At 71.3% G+C, this 19960-nt stretch carries 21 protein-coding genes; 11 read left to right on the forward strand and 10 right to left on the reverse strand.

Translation table 11 applies throughout. The features are described from left to right. Positions 1–24 precede the first annotated feature (24 nt). Positions 25–852: a TrmH family RNA methyltransferase gene (locus ACEN8D_RS03180; protein WP_413398680.1), complete on the reverse strand. Its 828-nt coding sequence runs from the start codon at positions 850–852 to the stop codon at positions 25–27. Between the two features lie 108 nt (positions 853–960). Between ACEN8D_RS03180 and ACEN8D_RS03185 the strand changes: the two genes are divergently transcribed. The 3 genes from ACEN8D_RS03185 (at position 961) to ACEN8D_RS03195 (ending at position 3382) form a co-directional block, all read left to right on the forward strand. Further along, complete coding sequence (locus ACEN8D_RS03185) at positions 961–1815, forward strand: NAD-dependent protein deacetylase (RefSeq protein ID WP_413398679.1); 855 nt, start codon at positions 961–963, stop codon at positions 1813–1815. 79 nt (positions 1816–1894) lie between these two features. Beyond that, positions 1895–2533, forward strand: a complete 639-nt coding sequence (locus ACEN8D_RS03190; protein ID WP_413398678.1) for a histidine phosphatase family protein — start codon at positions 1895–1897, stop codon at positions 2531–2533. Between the two features lie 99 nt (positions 2534–2632). After that, on the forward strand, positions 2633–3382 hold the full coding sequence (locus ACEN8D_RS03195) for a hypothetical protein (protein ID WP_413398677.1): 750 nt from the start codon (positions 2633–2635) through the stop codon (positions 3380–3382). Positions 3383–3432: 50 nt separating this feature from the next. Here ACEN8D_RS03195 and ACEN8D_RS03200 read toward each other — a convergent pair whose 3' ends face one another. Continuing rightward, complete coding sequence (locus ACEN8D_RS03200) at positions 3433–4515, reverse strand: glycosyltransferase family 4 protein (protein WP_413398681.1); 1083 nt, start codon at positions 4513–4515, stop codon at positions 3433–3435. A gap of 5 nt (positions 4516–4520) precedes the next feature. Next, positions 4521–5552 (reverse strand): alpha/beta fold hydrolase, encoded by a 1032-nt coding sequence (locus ACEN8D_RS03205; protein ID WP_413398676.1) that lies wholly within the window; start codon positions 5550–5552, stop codon positions 4521–4523. A 155-nt stretch (positions 5553–5707) separates the two neighbouring features. Here ACEN8D_RS03205 and treS point away from each other — a divergent pair, with 155 nt between their 5' ends. Further along, the gene (gene treS, locus ACEN8D_RS03210; RefSeq protein WP_070419606.1) at positions 5708–7423 is read left to right on the forward strand and encodes a maltose alpha-D-glucosyltransferase; all 1716 of its coding nucleotides are present in this window, start codon (positions 5708–5710) and stop codon (positions 7421–7423) included. A gap of 236 nt (positions 7424–7659) precedes the next feature. After that, the gene (locus ACEN8D_RS03215; RefSeq protein WP_175473596.1) at positions 7660–8406 is read left to right on the forward strand and encodes a 3'-5' exonuclease; all 747 of its coding nucleotides are present in this window, start codon (positions 7660–7662) and stop codon (positions 8404–8406) included. Positions 8407–9085: 679 nt separating this feature from the next. Here the strand turns inward: ACEN8D_RS03215 and ACEN8D_RS03220 are convergent. The 3 genes from ACEN8D_RS03220 to glgA all read right to left on the reverse strand — a co-directional run bounded on the left by ACEN8D_RS03220 (position 9086) and on the right by glgA (position 11447). Further along, positions 9086–9334, reverse strand: coding sequence for a type B 50S ribosomal protein L31 (locus ACEN8D_RS03220; protein ID WP_070419036.1), 249 nt, complete (start codon positions 9332–9334; stop codon positions 9086–9088). A 121-nt stretch (positions 9335–9455) separates the two neighbouring features. Then, the gene (locus tag ACEN8D_RS03225) at positions 9456–10238 is read right to left on the reverse strand and encodes an ABC transporter ATP-binding protein (RefSeq protein ID WP_070419037.1); all 783 of its coding nucleotides are present in this window, start codon (positions 10236–10238) and stop codon (positions 9456–9458) included. Positions 10239–10247: 9 nt separating this feature from the next. Then, the gene (gene glgA, locus ACEN8D_RS03230; protein WP_071296309.1) at positions 10248–11447 is read right to left on the reverse strand and encodes a glycogen synthase; all 1200 of its coding nucleotides are present in this window, start codon (positions 11445–11447) and stop codon (positions 10248–10250) included. Between the two features lie 47 nt (positions 11448–11494). Here glgA and ACEN8D_RS03235 point away from each other — a divergent pair, with 47 nt between their 5' ends. Further along, positions 11495–12736: a glucose-1-phosphate adenylyltransferase gene (locus tag ACEN8D_RS03235; RefSeq protein WP_413398675.1), complete on the forward strand. Its 1242-nt coding sequence runs from the start codon at positions 11495–11497 to the stop codon at positions 12734–12736. 87 nt (positions 12737–12823) lie between these two features. Beyond that, the gene (serB, locus tag ACEN8D_RS03240; RefSeq protein ID WP_261647261.1) at positions 12824–13462 is read left to right on the forward strand and encodes a phosphoserine phosphatase SerB; all 639 of its coding nucleotides are present in this window, start codon (positions 12824–12826) and stop codon (positions 13460–13462) included. A gap of 115 nt (positions 13463–13577) precedes the next feature. On the opposite strand, the gene fabG is transcribed toward serB, so the two are convergent. Next, entirely contained in the window at positions 13578–14291 is a 714-nt protein-coding gene (gene fabG / locus ACEN8D_RS03245; protein ID WP_070419041.1) for a 3-oxoacyl-ACP reductase FabG, read from the reverse strand. A gap of 166 nt (positions 14292–14457) precedes the next feature. On the opposite strand from fabG, the gene ACEN8D_RS03250 reads away from it, so the two are divergent. The 3 genes from ACEN8D_RS03250 to ACEN8D_RS03260 are packed head-to-tail and all read left to right on the forward strand — an operon-like array spanning position 14458 to position 16159. Further along, a complete protein-coding gene (locus ACEN8D_RS03250) occupies positions 14458–14877 on the forward strand; it encodes a DUF3099 domain-containing protein (RefSeq protein ID WP_070419042.1) in 420 nt (139 codons plus the stop codon). Continuing rightward, a complete protein-coding gene (locus ACEN8D_RS03255) occupies positions 14877–15185 on the forward strand; it encodes a hypothetical protein (protein ID WP_070419043.1) in 309 nt (102 codons plus the stop codon). The genes ACEN8D_RS03250 and ACEN8D_RS03255 overlap by 1 nt, the downstream gene beginning before the upstream one ends. Then, complete coding sequence (locus ACEN8D_RS03260) at positions 15182–16159, forward strand: SURF1 family cytochrome oxidase biogenesis protein (protein ID WP_309779627.1); 978 nt, start codon at positions 15182–15184, stop codon at positions 16157–16159. The genes ACEN8D_RS03255 and ACEN8D_RS03260 overlap by 4 nt, the downstream gene beginning before the upstream one ends. A 103-nt stretch (positions 16160–16262) precedes the next feature. Here ACEN8D_RS03260 and ACEN8D_RS03265 read toward each other — a convergent pair whose 3' ends face one another. Beyond that, complete coding sequence (locus ACEN8D_RS03265; protein ID WP_031261586.1) at positions 16263–17861, reverse strand: ABC-F family ATP-binding cassette domain-containing protein; 1599 nt, start codon at positions 17859–17861, stop codon at positions 16263–16265. 115 nt (positions 17862–17976) lie between these two features. Here ACEN8D_RS03265 and ACEN8D_RS03270 point away from each other — a divergent pair, with 115 nt between their 5' ends. Then, positions 17977–18576, forward strand: a complete 600-nt coding sequence (locus ACEN8D_RS03270) for a biotin transporter BioY (RefSeq protein ID WP_495601151.1) — start codon at positions 17977–17979, stop codon at positions 18574–18576. Between the two features lie 265 nt (positions 18577–18841). Here the strand turns inward: ACEN8D_RS03270 and ACEN8D_RS03275 are convergent, their stop codons facing one another. Further along, on the reverse strand, positions 18842–19171 hold the full coding sequence (locus tag ACEN8D_RS03275) for a metal-sulfur cluster assembly factor (protein ID WP_022906025.1): 330 nt from the start codon (positions 19169–19171) through the stop codon (positions 18842–18844). Then, positions 19171–19944 (reverse strand): Fe-S cluster assembly ATPase SufC, encoded by a 774-nt coding sequence (gene sufC / locus ACEN8D_RS03280; protein ID WP_070419045.1) that lies wholly within the window; start codon positions 19942–19944, stop codon positions 19171–19173. Before sufC ends, ACEN8D_RS03275 begins: the two co-directional genes overlap by 1 nt. Positions 19945–19960: the final 16 nt, after the last annotated feature.

The following is a 19960-nucleotide window of genomic DNA, read 5'->3' on the forward strand; positions in this document are numbered from 1 at the left end:
AGGCGACCCGCGCCTCCCGGCCCCTCAGGCCCGCGCGGAAGCGAGCCGCTGCGCGTGCGTGACCGCCCAGAGCCCGACGGCGCTCGCCGCGGCGACGTTCAACGAGTCGACGCCGTGCGCCATCGGGATGCGCACGGTGGTGTCGGCGGACGCGATCGCCGCCGGCGTGAGGCCCTGCCCCTCGGTGCCCATCACGAGCGCCACGCGGTCCGGGACGTCCGCGACGAACGCGTCGAGGTCCACCGAGCGGTCCGTCAGGGCCATCGCGGCGAGGTGGAAGCCCTGCGCCCGGAGCTCCTCGCCCGCCGCCGGCCAGTCGCCGATGCGGGTCCACGGCACCTGCAGCACCGTGCCCATGCTGACGCGGACACTGCGCCGGTAGAGCGGGTCGGCGCAGCGGGGGCTGACCAGCACGGCGTCGGCCCCGAGGCCGGCGACGCTCCGGAACACGGCGCCGACGTTGGTGTGGTCGACGATGTCCTCGAGCACCACCACGACCCTGGCGTCGCGCACCACGTCCACGACGCTCGGCAGCTCCGGGCGGTGCATCGCGGCGATGGCGCCGCGGTGCATCCGGAAGCCGGTGAGGTCCTCGAGCAGGTCGTCAGGGCCGACGAACACGGGGCCGTCGTGGTCCGCGACGACCGGGAGCACGCTGTCGAGCCACTTCTCCTGGACCAGCACGCTCCGCGGGACGTGCCCGGCGCGGACCGCCCGCTCGATGACCGTGTTCGACTCGGCGATGTACAGGCCGCCCTCCGGCTCGGACACGCGCCGCAGGGCGACGTCGGTGAGCCTGGCGAAGTCGTCGAGGCGGGGGTCGTCGAGGGAGTCGATGCGGACGGCGTGCACGGGGCTCGTTTCGGGGTCGGTGTGGAACTCGGTGGCGGCGGGGCACGGCCTGGCGTCGTCCACGGGAAGTGACCGGGGCGGTCGGCTGTTGAGGGTACCGTGAACACGATGGCGACGAGCGAACCGACCAGCCCTGCGAGCGCGACCGCGTCCGCGCACGCCCTCGACCGCGCCGTCGAGGTCCTCGCCGGCAAGCGCATCGCCGTGCTCTCCGGCGCCGGGCTGAGCACCGACTCCGGCATCCCCGACTACCGGGGCGCCGGCCGCGTCGTCCGGAAGCCGATGACCTTCCAGGAGTTCCGCGCCGACCCCACCAAGCGGCAGCGCTACTGGGCCGGCTCGCACCTCGGCTGGCGCACCTTCGCCTCGGCCCGTCCGAACGCCGGGCACCAGGCCCTCGCGGCACTCGAACGCGACGGCATCGTCACGGGGGTCGTCACGCAGAACGTCGACGGACTGCACCTCCGCTCCGGATCACGTCGGGTCGTCGAGATCCACGGGTCGATGGACCGTGCCGTCTGCCTCACCTGCGGGCAGGTGTTCTCGCGCGCCGACCTCGCGACCGTGCTCGACCGGGACAACCCGTGGATCGACGAGCCCGGGTCGGTGCAGCTCCAACCCGACGGCGACGTCGAGATCACCGACGTCGAGCGCTTCCGGGTGCCGGACTGCTCGGTGTGCGGCGGGGTGCTGAAGCCCGACGTGGTGTTCTTCGGCGAGTTCGTCCCCGCCGAGAAGTTCCGCGAGGCCGTCTCCATCGTCGCCGAGGCCGACGCGCTCCTCGTCGTCGGCTCGTCCCTCACCGTGAACTCCGGCGTCCGGCTCGTGGACCACGCCGCACGACGCAAGCACCCCGTGGTCATCGTGAACCGCGGCACGACCCGCAGCGACCCCCGGGCAGCGGTCAAGATCGACGCCGGCACGACCGAGACGCTCGAAGCCCTCGCGGCTCGGCTGCGATGAGGTGCCGCGCCGCGTCCGCGACGAGGTGCCGCGCCGCGTGTAGGACGAGGCGCCGCGCCGCGTCTGGGATGATCGTGCGGTGACGACGCTCCTGTACCTGGTCCGGCACGGCGAGACCGACTGGAACGCCGAACGGCGCATCCAGGGCTCGACGGACATCCCCCTGAACGACACCGGACGCCGACAGGCCCGCTCCACCGCGACCCTGCTCGACCGCCGCCGGTTCGACGCCGTCGTCGCGTCGCCGCTGTCCCGGGCGTTCGAGACCGGATCGATCATCGCGGACCACCTCGGTCTCGCAGTGCCCGCCACGTACGCAGGGCTGGCGGAACGCTCCTACGGCGAGGCCGAGGGCCTGACCGACGACGAGGTCCGCGAGCGCTACCCGCACGACGACATCCCCGGCCGCGAGTCCCGCAGCGCGCTGCTCGACCGCGTCACCGAGACACTCGCCGAGATCGCGGTCCGGTACGACGCCGGCAGCGTCGTCGTCGCGACCCACGGCGCCGTGATCCGCAGCATCGTCAACGCCGCCGCCCCCGGCACCGCCGACCGGCACAGCACCCCGATCCGGAACGGGTCCGTGCACTCGTTCCGGTGGGACCCCGAGCGCTTCCACGCCGAGCTCGTGCGGTTCGACGACCCGATCGACGGGGTCTCGGACGGGCCCGGCCGGTACGCCTTCGAGTACCAGAACCCGCTCGAGCGCCGCGGCTAGCCGCCGCAGGGAGCCGCCGGGGCGAGCCGCCGCGCGCTGTCGGTGGTGTCGTACTAGGCTCCGATGCACTCGCAGACCCGAGCGTGTGAGGGGGCTGACATGACCGTCGACGGACCCGGTGGTGGGGGCGCTCGGCCCGGCTGGCCGCAGTCGCCCGATCCGGACGACCTCGATCGTGCATTCGGCCCGGGCACGGCATCCGTCCCGGTGCGGACCCCGCGGCAGCGTGTCCGACGCACCGCCCTGGTCGGTGTGGGCGTGATCATCGCGGCCGGTGTGCTCGCCGTCGTGCTCGTGACCATCATCGGCAGCGTGCAGAACGGCGTCGGCGGGGTATTCCCCCGCCCCGATGCCGCGCTCGACCGGTTCGGCAGCGCCGCGCGGGAAGTCGACGGTGTCGAGGGCGTGCGCGACGCGGAACCGAAGAAGACCTCGTTCGCGAGCTACGACGTCGAGTCGACCGTCTCGGTGTCGCCGACGCTCTCCGACGAGGAACGGACCGCGGTCATTGACGACCTGCGCGCCGCAGCGAAGGCGGCGAGCGGCAACGGCGTCCGGGTGTTCGCCGTGGCGGACCTCGGTGCGCTCGAGATCGGGGTCTCTCCGGACGAGCGGACCACGGAACGGCGTCTGACGCTCGCCCGGCAGCTCGACGCGATCGGCGGTGTCTCGGGCGTGCGGTGCTCCTGGAGCGACGGCGGCCCGTCGGACGAACCTGCCGACCAGGCGATCACGGTCGAGACGATCGGGCGCGGGGCTGCGCTCGATGCCGTGGTGGCGAAGGCGACGCAGGAGGCGCAGGCGGTGTTCCCGGGGGCCACGGTGTCGGCGGAGCGGCCGTCGTCCTGAGGCGGGTCGGTGCGCGCGACCGGTGCTGACGCCTGCTGGCTCGGGCCGGCCTACTGCCCGGGGGTGGCCCCGCGGGCCGCGACCGCCTGCTCCACCGCGCGGACGACCTGCTCCGCCGAGGTCTCCCACCGGAACCGCCCGGCCTGCACGACCGATGCCCGCGAGGCCTCGTCCCACCGTGCCTCGAGCCGGCGCACCGCAGCCGCGACGGCCGACGGCGACGACGGGTCGAAGTACTCCGCGACGTCCCCGCCGATCTCGCGGAAGATCGGGATGTCACTGACGACCACCGGCGTGCCGACGCCCATCGCCTCGACGAGCGGGATGCCGAAGCCCTCGTCGTACGACGCCGTCGCGAGGGCCGTCGCCGACCGCAGCACCGACAGGTACTCGTCGTCGGAAGCGCCGTCGTGGAACACGATCGACCCGGCCGGCGCGAGCCGTTCGAGCCGCGCACGATCGGCGGCGGACACCCGGGACATGCAGTGCAGCACCCAGTCCGCGCCGAGCAGCGGCATCGCGGCGGCCAGGGTCTCGACGTTCTTGTACGGCATGAACGAGCCCATGTACACGAGGGACTTCTCGCGCGGACCGCCCTCGGGCCGCGGGGTCGCGGGGTCGGCGGCGTTGTACGCGACGGTGACGGGACGCTTCGTCAGCCGGTGGTCGGCAATGAGGCCGGCGGTCGTCTCGGACACCGTCACGACCCCGTCGGCGCCGTTCAGGAGCAGGCGCTGCGGCACCCAGCTGAGGTGGAAGGCACGCCAGCCGAGGCGGAGGGGCCACGAGAACTCCCGCGGGGGCGTCCGGTTCCGGTAGTAGATCAGGTCGTGGAGGGTCAGCACGAGGGCGTACTGCCGACCGCGGGACCCCATCGTCTGCATGGGCGAGAAGACGGCGTCGAGCCCGAGGCGGTTGACCTTCCGCGAGACGAGGGGTTCCCCCGGCTCGGTCGGCGCGGGCAGGAGTTCCCACGGCAGGTCGGACGGCAGCGACTCGAGCTGCCGCTCGTCGTGCACGAGCAGGGTGTAGTCGTGTCGCTCGGGCAGGTGGGCGACGACGCCGGCCGTGAACCGGCTGATGCCGTCGTGGCGGCCGATGCGGACGTAGCGGCAGTCGATCCCGATGCGCAGGCGGGTCACGACGCGGCACCGTCGGCCGGCGGGGTCGGCGTCGCCTTCGGCTTCGGCGTCGCCTTCGGCTTCGGCGTCGCCTTCGGCTTCGGTGTCTCCTTCGTGGCACGCTTGGACCCCGGCTGCGCTCCCTTGCGGCCGCGCTTCGGGGCGTCTGCCATCCGTCGCAGCACCGCGGACGCAGCGGCGCCGGGCGTCTCGTAGTGCACGAGGTGCCCGACGTGCGGCACGACGACGAGCTCGGCGTCCGCGAGGCGTGCGGCCAGGGCACGCTGCTCGGGCACCGCCGTGATGTCGTCGCGCTCGGCCGCGATCATGAGCACCGGCACGGTGATGCGGTCGGCGTACTCGGCGACGTCGTGCGTGACCGAGGTGCGGAACGCCTCGAGCACGCTCGTACGGTTCGCGAACGCCGAGAAGTACCGGTCGTGCTGGTCGTGCACCCAGCGCCGGAGGTCACGGTCGTGCGACTTGAGCATCGCCAGGCTCATCACGCGCACGATCGCCGGGTTGCGGAGCAGTCCGAGCCCGAGCGGCTTCGGCAGCACGGCGCCGGCACGGTAGTACCCGATCGCGATCGCCGTGCCGACCGCACGCGGACCCTGCAGCGCCGGGGCGGCGATCGGGTTCACGAGCACGAGCAACCGCGTCGCGAGGCCGGCAGCGACCGTGGCGGCCACGACGATCGACCCGAACGAGTGCCCGAGCACCACGGTGTCCGCACCGAGGCCGAGCGCCGCGTGGAAGCCGCGCAGCCACGCGACGTACGAGTCGATGTCGGACACGGGCAGCGGATCGGAGATGCCGAAGCCGGGCAGGTCCGGCACGATCACCCGGACCCCGTCGAGGTGCGCGGCGATCGTCTCGAGGCCGTGGTGGTCGCCACGGAACCCGTGCACGGCGAGGACGGTCTGGCTCGCGTCGGACGGGCCGTACTCCCAGAAGTGGGTGGTGCGGCCGTCGACCTGCACGGAGCGGTGGACGACCGGGGTGGCGGCCATCAGCGACTGGTACGGGGAGAGCACGGGCGGTTGCATCCCCGTCAGTCTACGAACGCGCGCCGGTGCGCCGACGTCACCCACGCTGGATGGTGGACGACTCGCGGCCGCGACGTGCCTGTGGAGGACGACCCGCGCCTCCAGGCCGTGCATTCTCCGGACAACTCCATGCACCGCGGCCTAGCGTATCCATGGTGACGTTCACCGCCCCGATCCAGCTCCCCGGCCTGACACTGGACCCGCAGTGGTACAAGCGCTCGGTCTTCTACGAGTGCATGATCCGCTCGTTCGTCGACTCGAACGGCGACGGCATCGGGGACATCCAGGGCGTGATCGGCAAGCTCGACTACCTGCAGTGGCTCGGGGTCGACGCGCTCTGGCTGCCGCCGTTCTTCCAGTCGCCGATGCGCGACGGCGGGTACGACATCGCCGACTACAAGGCGATCCTCCCGGAGTTCGGCACCCTCGACGACTTCCGCGAACTCGTCACCAAGTCGCACGAACGCAACATGCGCATCGTCATCGACATGGTGATCAACCACACCAGCGACCAGCACGAGTGGTTCCAGCAGTCCCGCGAGGACCCGGACGGCCCCTACGGCGACTTCTACGTCTGGCGCGACACGGACACCGACTACGAGAACATCCGCATCATCTTCGTGGACACCGAGGAGTCGAACTGGACCTTCGACCCGGTCCGCCGCCAGTTCTTCTTCCACCGGTTCTTCTCGCACCAGCCGGACCTCAACTTCGAGAACCCTGCCGTCGTCGAGGCCGTGTACGACGTCGTGCGGCACTGGCTGGACCTCGGCGTGGACGGGCTCCGGCTCGACGCGATCCCGTACCTGTTCGAGTCGGAGGACGGCAACGGCGAGGGCGAACCCGAGACGCACGAGTTCATCAAGAAGCTCCGCGCGATGGTGGACGACGAGTACCCCGGGCGCGTCCTGCTCGCCGAGGCGAACCAGTGGCCGCGCGAGACCGCCGCCTTCTTCGGCACCGATGAGGAGCCCGAGTGCCACATGGCGTTCGACTTCCCGGTGATGCCGCGCATCTTCTACTCGCTCCGCGCGCAGCACGCCGCCGAGCTCAAGGCGATCCTGTCCGAGACGCTCGACGTGCCGGCCTCCGCTGCGTGGGGTGTCTTCCTCCGCAACCACGACGAGCTCACGCTGGAGATGGTCAGCGAGGAGTACCGGCAGGCCATGTACGGCTGGTACGGCTACGACCCGCGGATGCGCTCGAACATCGGCATCCGCCGACGCCTCGCTCCCCTGCTCGACAACTCGCGCGCGGAGCTCGAGCTCATCCACGCCCTGCTGTTCTCGCTCCCGGGGTCGCCGTTCCTCTACTACGGCGACGAGATCGGGATGGGCGACAACATCTGGCTGCCGGACCGCGACTCCTCGCGCACGCCGATGCAGTGGACGCCGGACCGCAACGCCGGCTTCTCCACCGCGGACCCGGGCAAGCTGTACCTGCCCGTCGTCCAGTCCCTCGTGTACAACTACGCGCAGGTCAACGTCGAGGCGCAGCTCGCACAATCCCGGTCGCTGCTGCACTGGGTCCGCAACGTGATCCACGTGCGGAAGGCGCACCCCGTGTTCGGGCTCGGCACGTTGGACGTGCAGGACACCTCGAACGACTCCGTGCTCGCGTTCGTCCGGTCGTGGGAGGGCTCCGGCTCCGGCCACCAGTTCGGCCCCTCCGCCGAGGACGTCCTCTGCGTCTTCTCCTTCGCCACCAACCCGACGTCGGTCACCATCTCGGCGCCGGAGTACGCCGGGAGGCCGTTGTACGACCTCTTCGGCGGCGGCTCGTTCCCGTCGTTCGACGCGGAGGGCCAGGTCACGCTGACGATGGGAACACAGTCGTTCTACTGGCTGCACGTGGGTGCGCCGGTCGGGTAGCGGCGTCCTGGAGGCGCAGCTCGGCCCCGGTGGGCGGGTCGCGTCCCCGTCTGGTCGCGTCGCGCCCGGTGGGCGGGTCGCGTCTCCGTCTGGTCGCGTCGCGCCCGGTGGGCGGGTCGCGTCTCCGTCTGGTCGCGTCGCGCCCGGTGGGCGGGTCGCGTCCCCCGTCCGGTCGCGTCGCGCCCGGTGGGCGGGTCGCGTCTCGGCGTGTCGGTGCGTCCGGTTAGCCTGACCGCGTGACGTTCCCCACAGCGCAGCTCGACTCCCCCGCTCCGGCCCAGGACCTCTCGGGTCGGCCCTGGTGGCACGCACTCGGCGTGTTCGACCTCGAGACCACCGGCGTCGACGTCGAGACCGCCCGGATCGTCACCGCCCACGTCGGCCTGATCGACATGACCGGACGTTCCATCGTCGAGGGCGCCTGGCTCGCCGACCCCGGTGTCGAGATCCCCGAGGGCGCCGCCGCGGTGCACGGCATCACGACCGAGCGCGCCCGCGCCGACGGTCGCCCCGCCGCCGAGGTCGTCGCCGAGATCATCGCCGCGGTCGAGGCGGTGTTCGCCCGGGGCATCCCGCTCGTCATCTACAACGCCCCGTACGACCTCACCGTCCTCGACCGCGAGGCCAAGCGCCACGGCATCGCCTCCCCGGTCATCGGGAACGTCGTCGACCCGCTCGTGATCGACAAGGCGCTCGACACCTACCGCAAGGGCAAGCGCACGCTCGAGGCCGCGTCGGAGCTCTACGGCGTCACCCTCTCCGATGCGCACGACGCCGGAGCCGATGCCATCGCGGCCGGGCGTGTCGCGCAGGCCATCGCGGCGAAGTACCCCGAGGAGCTCGGCGTCTCCGCCGAGGAACTCCACCGCAAGCAAGTCGGCTGGTGCGCCGAGCAGGCGTCCTCGTTCCAGGACTACATGCGGAAGAAGCGCGACCCGGCCTTCACCGCCGACGGCCGCTGGCCCCACCGCAACGCCGGCTGAGGCCCCTGCCGGCGGGCACGGCTCGCCCGGCGTCGAACCACGCTTCCGACGCCGAACCACGCCGCTCGCCTGCCTTCGAACCACGAATCCGACACCGAACCACGCCGCTCGCCTGGTTCCACGTCGGTTCCGTGGTTCGACGCGCGCGCCGCACCTCGCCGCGCCCGCCGTCGGCGCTGCCTGCCCGCTCCCCGCGCTGAACACCGCGCCCCGCGCACCGGGGCGCATGGTCCAACCCGGGGCGCAGTCGCGCGCGCCCCGCACGGCGTCCCGCGCCGTTCCCGCGCGGCCGCACAACCAAAGTGCGCCCGAACCCCGTGATCGCACGGCGCGAACGCACTTGCGTTGTGCGCCGGCAATCCGCACCGTCCGCGCACCGTCCGGCCGCACCGCACCGCACCGCACCACGCCGCCCGCCGCCCGGCCAAGCGCGACGCGGCGTCGAACCACGCTTCCGACGTCGAGCCACGCCGCTCGCCTGGTTCGACGTCGGTTCCGTGGTTCGAACCGTCGCCGCGGCCATGCCCGCACCGCCCGAGACCCAGCCGCACCGCCAGAGCCACCCGGCCGCACCGCCACGCCAACCCGGCACGCCCGACCTGCCGCCACACCCCCGCCAACGACAGAACGGGCGGCCCTCCCGCAGGAGAGCCGCCCGTTCGAGCGTCCGGAGGACTGCTTACTTGCCGAAGCTCTTGAAGCGCTGGTTGAACTTCTCGACGCGACCGGCCGAGTCGAGGATGCGCTGCTTGCCCGTGTAGAACGGGTGCGACGCCGACGAGATCTCGACGTCGATGACCGGGTAGGTCGCACCGTCGAGCTCGATGGTCTTGTCGCTGTTCGCGGTCGAACGCGTCAGGAACGTCTCACCGGAAGCCAGGTCACGGAAGACGATGGCGCGGTACTCGGGGTGGATGTCGGTCTTCATGGAGATTCCTCGGTTGCGATGATGGGGACGTGCGCGGCACTCGTACGAGCACGACGCGGGAAGTCTGCGGCTTGCGCCAGCCGTCTACGTTACCAGACGACCGGCCGGATCGGGAGCAGTGTCACGATGCGCGCGCCGTGTACCGGCCGGCGTCCTTCGACACGGTGAGCTCGATGCCGAACGCCTCGGTCAGGGTCGGAGCGGTCAGGACCTCGTCGATCGGCCCAGCAGCCTGCACGTGCCCGTCCGCGAGCACCAGGGCGTGGGTGAACCCGGCGGGGATCTCCTCGACGTGGTGGGTCACGATGACGATGGCCGGCGAGTCCTCGCTCTGCGCGTAGCCGCCGAGGGTCCGTACGAGGCTCTCACGCGCGCCGAGGTCGAGCGACGCGGCCGGCTCGTCGAGGAACAGGATCTCGGGGTCGGTCATCACGGCGCGGGCGATCTGGACGCGCTTCTGCTCGCCGTCGCTGAGCTCACCGAAGGTCCGGTCGGTGAAGGCGCCGAGGCCCCACTCGTCGAGCACACGCTGGGCGCGGCGGACGTCGAGCTCCTCGTACTCCTCGTTCCAGCGGCCCGTCACCGAGTACGCCGCGGTGAGGACGACGTCGATGACCTTCTCGGTGACCGGGATGCGGCGCGCGAGGGCCGTCGACGCGAAGCCGATGCGCGGACGCAGCTCGAACAGGTCGGCACCGCCGAGTTCGGTGCCGAGGACCTCGACCTCACCCGAGGTGGGGAAGGTCTGGGCGCCGGCGACCTGCAGCAGCGTCGTCTTGCCGGCACCGTTGGCACCGAGGACGACCCAGCGTTCGTCGTCCTGCACCTCCCACGAGATCCCGTCGAGGATGGTGGCCCCGTTGCGGACCACGGAGACGTCTGACAAGCGCACGACCGAGGGCATGCGACCAGCCTAGGGGTTCTGCCCGAGCACCTCGTCGTAGACCTGGCGTGTCCGCCGGGCGATCGCGTCCCAGGTGAACTCGGTCTCGACGCGCAGGCGTCCGGCGCGGCCCATGAGCTTCGCGAGCCCCTCGTCGGCGAGCACCTCGGTGAGGGTCGCGGCGAGGTCGGCGACGTAGCGGTCCGGGTCCGTCGGGGTCCCGGTGCCGTCCTGTGCCTGGTCGATCGGCACGATGCGACCGGTCAGTCCGTCCGCCACGACCTCGGGGATGCCCCCGGTGCCGGTGCCGACGACGGGGATCCCGCAAGCCATCGCCTCGAGGTTGACGATCCCGAGCGGCTCGTAGATCGACGGGCAGACGAACACGGTGCCCGACGACAGCACGTTGACGATCTCCTCGTGCGCGAGCATCCGGTCGATCCAGACCACCCCGTCACGAGCGGAACGCAGCGAGTCGACCAGACCCGTCACCTCGGCCATGATCTCCGGCGTGTCCGGCGCACCGGCGCAGAGCACGATCTGCACGTCCGCCGGCAGCGAGGCCACCGCCCGCAGCAGGTACGGGAGGCCCTTCTGCCGGGTGATGCGGCCGACGAACACGACCGAGCGACGCGACGGGTCGATCCCGAGCGCGCGGACGGCGTCCTCGTCGACGGTGGGCTTCCACTCGTCGATGTCGATGCCGTTGTAGACGACGTGCACCTTCGCGGGGTCGATCGACGGGTACGAGCGGAGGATGTCCGCGCGCATCGCCTTCGACACCGCGATGACACCGTCGGCGTGCTCGAACGCCTCGCGCTCCATCCAGCTCGACAGCCGGTACCCGCCGCCGAGCTGCTCGGCCTTCCACGGGCGGAGCGGCTCGAGGCTGTGCGCCGTGACGACGTGCGGGATGCCGTAGGTCAGCTGCGCGATGCGTCCCGCCGAGTTCGCGTACCAGGTGTGCGAGTGCACGAGATCGGCACCCTCGACGTCCGCGGCGATCGCGACGTCGGTGCCGAGTGCCTGCAGCGCGCCGTTCGCCTGCTCGAGGCCGCCGGGCGTGCGGTAGGCCCACACGTCGGCCTCGTCGCGGAACGCCCCGAAGGCGCGGACGCGCACCTCGGTGTCGGTGTCGGACCGCAGCGCCGCGGTCAGTTCGGCCACGTGGACACCCGCACCGCCGTAGACCTCCGGCGGATACTCCCTGGTCAGCAGATCGACTCGCACGCGTTCAACGTAACGGGTTCCCAGTGCTGACGCCTACTGTGAGCGGCATGGCACCAAAGAAGGTCTTCGGCATCGTGCTCGCCGGCGGCGAGGGGAAACGGCTCATGCCGCTCACGGCCGACCGTGCGAAACCCGCTGTCCCGTTCGGCGGGAACTTCCGTCTCATCGACTTCGCGCTCTCCAACCTCGTCAACTCCGGACTGCAGAAGATCGTCGTCCTGACGCAGTACAAGTCGCACAGTCTCGACCGCCACGTCGCCGAGACCTGGCGCATGGAGGGCCTGCTCGGGTCCTACGTCGCCTCGGTGCCGGCGCAGCAGCGACTCGGCAAGCGCTGGTTCGCCGGGTCGGCCGACGCGATCCTGCAGTCGCTCAACCTGCTCCGCGACGAACGCCCCGACATCGTCGTCGTGGTCGGCGCCGACCACGTGTACCGGATGGACTTCCACCAGATGGTCGAGGCGCACATCGCCTCCGGCCGCAGCGCCACGGTCGCCGCGATCCGCCAACCGATCGGCCTCGCCGACCAGTTCGGCGTGATCCAGGTCGCCGACGACGACCCGACGAAGATCGAGGCGTTCCTCGAGAAGCCGAAGGACGCCGTCGGGCTCGCGGACTCCCCCGGCGAGATCCTCGCGTCGATGGGCAACTACGTCTTCGACGCCGACGCGCTGGTCGACGCCGTCCTCCGTGACGGCCAGATCGAGGGCTCGAACCACGACATGGGCGGCGACATCGTCCCGGACTTCGTCGTGCGTGGCGACGCGGGCGTCTACGACCTCAAGCGCAACGACGTCCCCGGGTCGAACGAGCGCGACCGGTACTACTGGCGCGACGTCGGGACGATCGACTCGTTCTACGACGCGCACATGGACCTCATCGCACCGGTCCCGGTCTTCAACCTGTACAACCAGGACTGGCCGATCTTCAACCAGCAGACGAACCTGCCTCCGGCGAAGTTCGTCCGCGACGCGAACGGCAACACCGGCTCGACGGTCGACTCCCTCGTGTCGCTCGGTTGCCTCGTGTCCGGCGCCCAGGTCGAGCGCAGCATGATCGGCCCCTGGTGCGGCATCGACTCCGGCGCGAAGGTCCTCGACTCGATCGTCTTCGAACGCGCTTCGATCGGCGCCGGCTCCGTCGTGAACCGCGCGATCCTCGACAAGGACGTGGTGATCGCCCCCGGCGCCCAGGTCGGCATCGACCGCGAAGCGGACGAAGCGCGCGGCTTCACCGTCACCGAGTCCGGCATCACGGTCGTCGGCAAGGGCGTGCGCGTCGACGCGTAGCGTCGCGCGGGCAGGAACGGACGGCCCAGGAGGCGCGGCTGGCGTCATGAACGCCGGCCGCGCCTCCTGAGTCGGTACCGTTGGTGCGTGCCACGCTTCCTCGTCGTCCTCGATGCCGATTCCACGCTCCTCGAGGACGAGGTCATCGAACTCCTGGCCGACACGGCGGGGACCCGGCCACAGGTCCAGGCGATCACGGAGCGCGCCATGCGCGGCGAGATCGACTTCGCCGAGAGCCTCCGGGAGCGTGTCGCGACCCTGGCGGGCCTCCAGGACGACGTCTTCCGGGGCGCACAGCAGGCGGTCCGCGTGACGCGGGGTGCCGACCAACTCGTCCGCGGCGTGCACGCCGCCGGCGGGACCGTCGGCGTCGTGTCGGGCGGCTTCCACGAGGTCCTCGACCCGTTCGCCGAGCAGCTCGGACTCGACCACTGCCGGGCGAACCGGCTCGAGGTGGTGGACGGCGTCCTCACCGGGCGGGTCCTCGGCGACGTCGTGGACGCGCACGCCAAGGCCGTCGCACTGCGCGAGTGGGCGGCATCCGACGACGTGCCGATCGTCCGCACCGTCGCGATCGGCGACGGCGCCAACGACCTCGAGATGATGCGTGTGGCCGGACTGTCGGTCGCGTTCGACGCGAAGCCGCTCGTCCGCGAGCAGGCGGACGTCGCGGTCGTCGACCGTGACCTGTCGAGCGTGCTCGCGACGCTCGGCCTGCGCGGCTGACGCGCCGCCTGCCGCGCGGCGTCGGCCGGGCCGAGACTCGGCCCCGCGGACGGCTTCGCGGCCGCTTCGCCACGAAGGTGTCCGCCGAGGCGAGACTCGGCGGGCGCGCCCCGGCCTAGTGCCCCATCCCGAGGCCGCCGTCGACCGGGATGACCGCGCCGGAGATGTACCCGGCCCCGTCGCCGGCGAGGAACAGCGTGGCGTCCGCGACGTCGTCGACGGTGCCGTACCGCGCCGCCGGGATCTGCTTCTTGAACTCGGCCTGCAGTTCTTCGGGCAGCGCCGCCGTCATGTCCGTCTGGATGAACCCGGGCGCGACGACGTTGGCGGTGATGCCGCGGGAGCCGAGCTCGCGCGTGATCGACCGGGCCATGCCGACGAGGGCGGCCTTCGACGAGGCGTAGTTGACCTGGCCGACCTGGCCGTAGGCGCCGACGACGCTCGACATGAGCACGATGCGGCCGAACTTCGCCTTCATCATGCCCTTCGTGGCGCGCTTGACGACCCGGAACGTCCCCGTGAGGTTCGTGTCGATCACGCTCGTGAAGTCCTCCTCCGACATGCGGAGCAGCAGCTGGTCGTTCGTGATCCCGGCGTTCGCGACGAGGACCTCGATCGGGCCGAGCTCGGCCTCGACCTGCGAGAAGGCAGCGTCGACCGAGGCCGTGTCGGTGATGTCGGCCTGCACCGTGAGCGCGCCCTCGGGGCCGCCCTGGCCGCTGCGGGACGTGACCGCGACGCGGTGGCCGGCGGCGACGAAGCGCTCCGCGAGGGCGTGGCCGATGCCGCGGTTGCCGCCGGTGACGAGGACGGTACGGGGGGTGCTCATGGTCGCTCCGTTCGGGGTGGGTTGCACGGCGCGCCGGGCCCGGACCGGCTCGGACACGCCCGGAAGAGCGTACCGGAGCCGATACGCGCACCGTGTCCGCGCGCGGCGGAACCATCCGGGCCCGCGCGGAGTTAGGCTTTCCCTCGGGCAGAGGAAAGAACATCGGATGAAGACGACGCACAGCATCACCACCCTCCCGGACTCTCCGGAGCAGGATCGTGCGCACCGCCTGTCCCGGTACGTCTGGCAGATGGCCCTCCGCGTCGTGTTCTTCATCGGGGCGGTCGTCGTGTGGTCGATCTGGCACACGTGGATCGCCGTCATCCCGATCGTCCTCGCCGGCGTGATCCCCTGGGTCGCCGTCATCATCGCCAACGCGGGCAGCCGTGCCGAGAGCGACATCGTGACGCCTGCCGGTGCGATCCAGCTCTACGACGCCGTGGACCCGCGACTCCGCGAACAGCAGGAGGACGCCCGGGCCGAGGCGTACCGCGCCGAGCAGGACCGGCTGCGCGAGCAGGCGCAGGACGCGCAGGCCGAGTGGCAGCGCAACGGCGACCGCTCGCGTGTCTGGGGACGTCGCTGATGGGGGCCACGTTCGACCTCTTCACCGAACCCGGCTCGACCCCCGTGTGCTCGCGTGCCGGCTGCGTGTCGACCGCCTCGTGGCGCGTCAACTGGCGCAACCCGCGGATCCACGCGACCGACCGGGTGAAGATCTGGGCCGCGTGCGACGAGCACCGTGACTTCCTCGCCGACTACCTCCGGTCCCGGTCGTTCCCCGTCCGGGTCACGGGCATGCACGAGGACGTGGACCGCCTCGACGACGAACGCGACCCGGCCGACGCCCCGAAGAACGACGTCGGTGCACGCGCAGCCGGTGACCGTCGGTGAGCCAGCAGTTCGACCCGAGCTCCCGGTACGGCCGACGGCACGCACAGAAGCTCGAGCGCGCCGCAGCCGCCTCCGCCGCCGACGGCACCACCCGGACCGCCGAACGTGATCCGGACGAGCCCTTCGTCGGATGGCGCTTCGTCCGCAGCCGGCGGTGGCTCGGCTACTTCGCCATCGCGGTGGCGTTCGCGATCGTGTGCGCGCTGTTCGGCATGTGGCAGTGGGACCGCCGGAACGAGGCCGTCCGCCAGAACGAGCAGGTGGCGCAGAACTACGAGCACACCCCGGTCCCCCTCGACGAGGCGCTCCCGACGGCGTCGAGCTGGAACGACGGCAAGACCTGGCTCCGCGTGAGCGTCACCGGCCGCTACGACACCGACGACCAGCTGCTCGTCCGGAACCGCGTGCACAACGGCCAGCCCGGCTTCGAGGTCCTCACGCCGCTCGTCACGGCCGACGGTCGTGCGTTCGTCGTCGACCGCGGCTGGGTCCCCACCGGCAACGCACAGGACGCCCCCGACCACGTGCCCGCTCCCCCGTCCGGCGAGGTCACGGCGATCGTGCGCCTGCAGCCGAGCGAACCGCGCATCCCCGGCCGCACCGACCCGGCCCACACCGACCAGGTGCAGTCCGTGACGCTGTCCGACGTCGGCAAGAAGGTCGACACGCCCATCTACACCGGGGCGTACGGGCAGCTCGCGTCCGAGTCCCCCGCCCCGACCGAGGCTCGCCCGCTCGGCTGGGAGCGCCCGACGGCCGACACGGGGCTGCACCTCAGCTACTTCATCCAGTGGTTCATGTTCGCGGTCGGCGGGTTCGGGTTCCTCGCCTACCTGATGGTGCAGGAGTTCCGGAACCTGAACCAGGACGACCCCGAGGAGCGCGAGCGCGCCCTTGAGCGCCAGCGCCGCAAGGACGCGAAGCCGAAGACGGACGCACAGATCGAGGACGAGCTGCTGAACGCGGGTCGCTGACGCCAGCACAGGGCTGACGCCACCCAGGACGGACAGGAGGCGCGTTGCCAGCTGGCACCGCGCCTCCTGTCCGTCGGCGGGTCGCGCCCGTCGGCGGTGCGGGTCACGCGAGCTCGATGAGCTCCGCGTAGTCCTTGTTCCAGTGGTCCTCGGTGCCGTCCGGCAGGAGCAGCACCCGCTCGGGGTTGAGCGCCTCGACCGCACCGGCGTCGTGCGACACCAGCACCACGGCACCCTCGTAGCCGGCCAGCGCGCCGAGGATCTCCTCGCGCGAGGCCGGGTCGAGGTTGTTCGTCGGCTCGTCGAGCAGCAGCACGTTCGCGCCCGACACGACGATCATCGCGAGCGAGAGCCGCGTCTTCTCACCGCCGGAGAGGACACCGGCCTTCTTGTAGCCGTCGTCGCCGGTGAACAGGAACGAGCCGAGGACCCGTCGCGCCTCGGTCTCGTTGAGGTCGTTCGACGCGGACACCATGTTCTCGATCACGGTGCGGTTCACGTCGATGTTCTCGTGCTCCTGCGCGTAGTACCCGATCCGCAGGCCGTGCCCGGGCAGGATCTCCCCCGTGTCCGGCTGGTCGGCGCCCGCGAGGATGCGCAGCAACGTCGTCTTGCCGGCACCGTTGAACCCGAGGATCACGACGCGCGAGCCCCGGTCGATGGCGAGGTCCACGCCGGCGAAGATCTCGAGCGACCCGTAGGACTTCGACAGCCCCTCGGCCATCAGCGGGGTGCGGCCGCAGGGCGTCGGGGTCGGGAAGCGGAGCTTCGCGACGCGGTCGACTGCGCGCTCGTCCTCGAGCCCGGCGAGGAGCTTCTCGGCACGCGCGACCATCTGGTGCGCCGCTGCGGCCTTCGTGGCCTTCGCACCGAAGCGGGCGGCCTGGTCCTTGAGCGTGGCGGCCTTCTTCTCGGCGTTCGCGCGCTCCTTGCGGCGGCGCTCCTCGTCGGCGGCACGCTGCCGCTGGTAGAGCTTCCACCCCATGTTGTAGACGTCGATCGACTGGCGGTTGGCGTCGAGGTAGAAGACCCGGTTGACGACCTCGTCCACGAGCTCGACGTCGTGCGAGATGACGATCACACCGCCCGGGTACGTCTTGAGGTGCTCGCGCAGCCAGATGATCGAGTCGGCGTCGAGGTGGTTCGTCGGCTCGTCGAGGATCATCGTCTCGGCGTCCGAGAACAGGATCCGGGCGAGCTCGATGCGACGGCGCTGACCACCCGACAGCGTCTTGAGCTGCTGGTCGAGGATGCGGTCCGGCAGCTTGAGGTTCGACGCGATCGACGCCGCCTCGGCCTCGGCCGCGTAGCCGCCGAGCGCGTTGAACTGGTCGTCGAGCCGGCTGTACCGACGCATGGCCTTCTCGGCGACGGCGGTGTCCGTGCTGGCCATGTCCAGCGTGGCCTGGCGGATGCCCTCGACGAGCTCGCCGAGCCCACGGGCGTCGAGGATGCGCTTGCGGGCGGTGTCCTCCGGGTTGCCGGAGCGGGGGTCCTGCGGCAGGTACCCGATCTCGCCGGAGCGGTCGATCTTGCCCCCGGTCGGCTGGGTCTCACCCGCCAGGGCCTTGGTCATCGTGGTCTTCCCCGCGCCGTTCCGGCCGACGAGGCCGATCTTGTCGCCCTTCTCGACGCGGAAGGACACGTTCTCCATCAGGAGGCGAGCCCCGACGCGGATCTCGAGGTCGTGCACGGCAAGCACAGCAGACGTCCAATCAGTTGGTGGATGTGCACAACGGTGTGTGCGGGAGGTGCACCGCTACGCTGACGGGACCGATGGTCCCGAACGGGACCAGCAGTCCATTCTAGGAGAATCCATGACGAACGCCACCGGGTTCGCTCGCCGCGCAGTCCTCGCCGACCGTCTGCGCACCCACGGCCTGGCCACGAACGCCGCCCTGGTCGCCGGCGGAGCACTCTTCACCGCCGCCATGGCGCAGGTCGAGGTGCCGATGTGGCCGGTGCCGATCACGGGCCAGACCCTGGCGGTCGTGCTCGTCGGTGCCACCCTCGGTGCCCGCCGCGGCATGCTGTCGCTGCTCGTCTACGCGGTCGCCGGACTCGCCGGTGCACCGTTCTTCGCTGACTTCACGGGTGGCCTCGGCGCCCTCGCCGTGCCGAGCTTCGGCTACGTCATCGGCTTCATCCCCGCCGCCGGCGTCATCGGCTGGCTCGCCCGTCGCGACTGGGACCGCCACGTGGGCCGTGCCGCGGTGGCGATGCTCGTCGCCAGCGCGATCCCGTTCGTCACCGGTCTCCCCTACCTGGCCGTCGTGCTCGGACAGCTCGGCGCGCCGAACGACCTGCAGTCGGTCCTCGCGGCCGGGCTGTACCCGTTCATCGTGGGTGGCATCGCGAAGGCCCTCATCGCCGCGGGCATCGTGCCGCTGGCGTGGAAGATCCTCGGCCGCCGCTGAGTCCCGTCGCAGAAGGGCCCCGCACCGTCCGGTGCGGGGCCCTTCTGCGTGCGCGGGGGCGCGCGCGGGCGCGCGTGGGCGATCGCCGAGGTCGCACGACACGCCGTGCGCGGTCCGCCGAGGTCGCACGACACGCCGCTGGCGCGCGTCGCGGGCGACAGGTTGCGCGACCTCGGCGTCGCGCCCCGCGCGGGTCGCCGGCACAGACGGACGGGAGGCGCGGTGCCAGCCGGCACCGCGCCTCCCGTCCGTCAGGGGGTCGCGACTAGATCGAGAACCCGAGCGCGCGCATCATCTCGCGCCCGTCGTCGGTGATCCGCTCCGGGCCCCACGGCGGCATCCAGACCCAGTTGATCCGGAACGCGTCGACGATGCCGTCCAGCGCGTTCGCCGTGTCGCCCTCGATGACGTCGGTCAGGGGGCAGCCCGCGCTCGTCAGGGTCATGCTGATCACGAGCGCGGTCGCCTCGTCGTCCCAGGCGAGGTCGTAGATGAGCCCGAGGTCGACGATGTTCACGCCGAGTTCCGGGTCCTGGACCTCCTTGAGGCCCTCGACGACCTCGTCGAACTTCTCCGGTGCGAGTGCGGTGATCATCAGTTCCCCGCCGCAGCGGCTGCGGCCTGCACGTAGCGGTCGTAGCCCTCGTTCTCGAGGCGCTCGGCGAGCTCGGGGCCACCCTGCTCGGCGACCTTGCCCGCGACGAACACGTGCACGAAGTCCGGCTTGATGTAGCGGAGGATGCGCGTGTAGTGCGTGATGAGCAGCACGCCGAGGCCGGTTGCGGCCTTGGCACGGTTGACGCCCTCGGACACGATCTTCAGCGCGTCGACGTCGAGGCCGGAGTCGGTCTCGTCGAGCACGGCGAACTTCGGCTTGAGGAGCTCGAGCTGCATGATCTCGTGGCGCTTCTTCTCGCCGCCGGAGAAGCCCTCGTTGACGTTGCGCTCGGCGAAGGCCGAGTCCATCTTGAGGTCGGCCATCGACTGGCGGAGGTCCTTGACCCAGCTGCGGAGCGCCGGGGCCTCGCCGTCGATCGCGGTCTTGGCGGTGCGGAGGAAGTTCGACACCGTCACGCCGGGGATCTCCACCGGGTACTGCATGGCGAGGAACATGCCGGCACGGGCACGCTCGTCGACGCTCATCGCGAGGACGTCCTCGCCGTCGAGCGTGATCGAGCCACCGACGACGTTGTACCGGGGGTGGCCGGCGATCGTGTAGGCGAGGGTGGACTTGCCCGAGCCGTTCGGCCCCATGATCGCGTGGATCTCGCCCTCGTTGATGGTGAGGTCGACGCCCTTGAGGATCTCCTTGACACCCTGGTCGGTGTCGATCGAGACCTGCAGGTCGCGGATTTCGAGAGTGGACATTGCGTTCCTTCGGTTG

The sequence above is a fragment of the Curtobacterium sp. Curtsp22 genome, from assembly GCF_059492135.1.

Excerpts from the sequence above, each read along its gene's own strand:
- ACEN8D_RS03275 (WP_022906025.1), bottom strand. The coding sequence starts at position 19,171 with ATGATCACCGCACTCGCACCGGAGAAGTTCGACGAGGTCGTCGAGGGC.
- ACEN8D_RS03235 (WP_413398675.1), top strand. The coding sequence starts at position 11,495 with ATGGCACCAAAGAAGGTCTTCGGCATCGTGCTCGCCGGCGGCGAGGGG.
- fabG (WP_070419041.1), bottom strand. The coding sequence starts at position 14,291 with ATGAGCACCCCCCGTACCGTCCTCGTCACCGGCGGCAACCGCGGCATC.
- ACEN8D_RS03250 (WP_070419042.1), top strand. The coding sequence starts at position 14,458 with ATGAAGACGACGCACAGCATCACCACCCTCCCGGACTCTCCGGAGCAG.
- ACEN8D_RS03220 (WP_070419036.1), bottom strand. The coding sequence starts at position 9,334 with ATGAAGACCGACATCCACCCCGAGTACCGCGCCATCGTCTTCCGTGAC.
- ACEN8D_RS03195 (WP_413398677.1), top strand. The coding sequence starts at position 2,633 with ATGACCGTCGACGGACCCGGTGGTGGGGGCGCTCGGCCCGGCTGGCCG.
- sufC (WP_070419045.1), bottom strand. The coding sequence starts at position 19,944 with ATGTCCACTCTCGAAATCCGCGACCTGCAGGTCTCGATCGACACCGAC.
- ACEN8D_RS03255 (WP_070419043.1), top strand. The coding sequence starts at position 14,877 with ATGGGGGCCACGTTCGACCTCTTCACCGAACCCGGCTCGACCCCCGTG.
- ACEN8D_RS03205 (WP_413398676.1), bottom strand. The coding sequence starts at position 5,552 with ATGCAACCGCCCGTGCTCTCCCCGTACCAGTCGCTGATGGCCGCCACC.
- ACEN8D_RS03270 (WP_495601151.1), top strand. The coding sequence starts at position 17,977 with ATGACGAACGCCACCGGGTTCGCTCGCCGCGCAGTCCTCGCCGACCGT.
- ACEN8D_RS03225 (WP_070419037.1), bottom strand. The coding sequence starts at position 10,238 with ATGCCCTCGGTCGTGCGCTTGTCAGACGTCTCCGTGGTCCGCAACGGG.
- ACEN8D_RS03185 (WP_413398679.1), top strand. The coding sequence starts at position 961 with ATGGCGACGAGCGAACCGACCAGCCCTGCGAGCGCGACCGCGTCCGCG.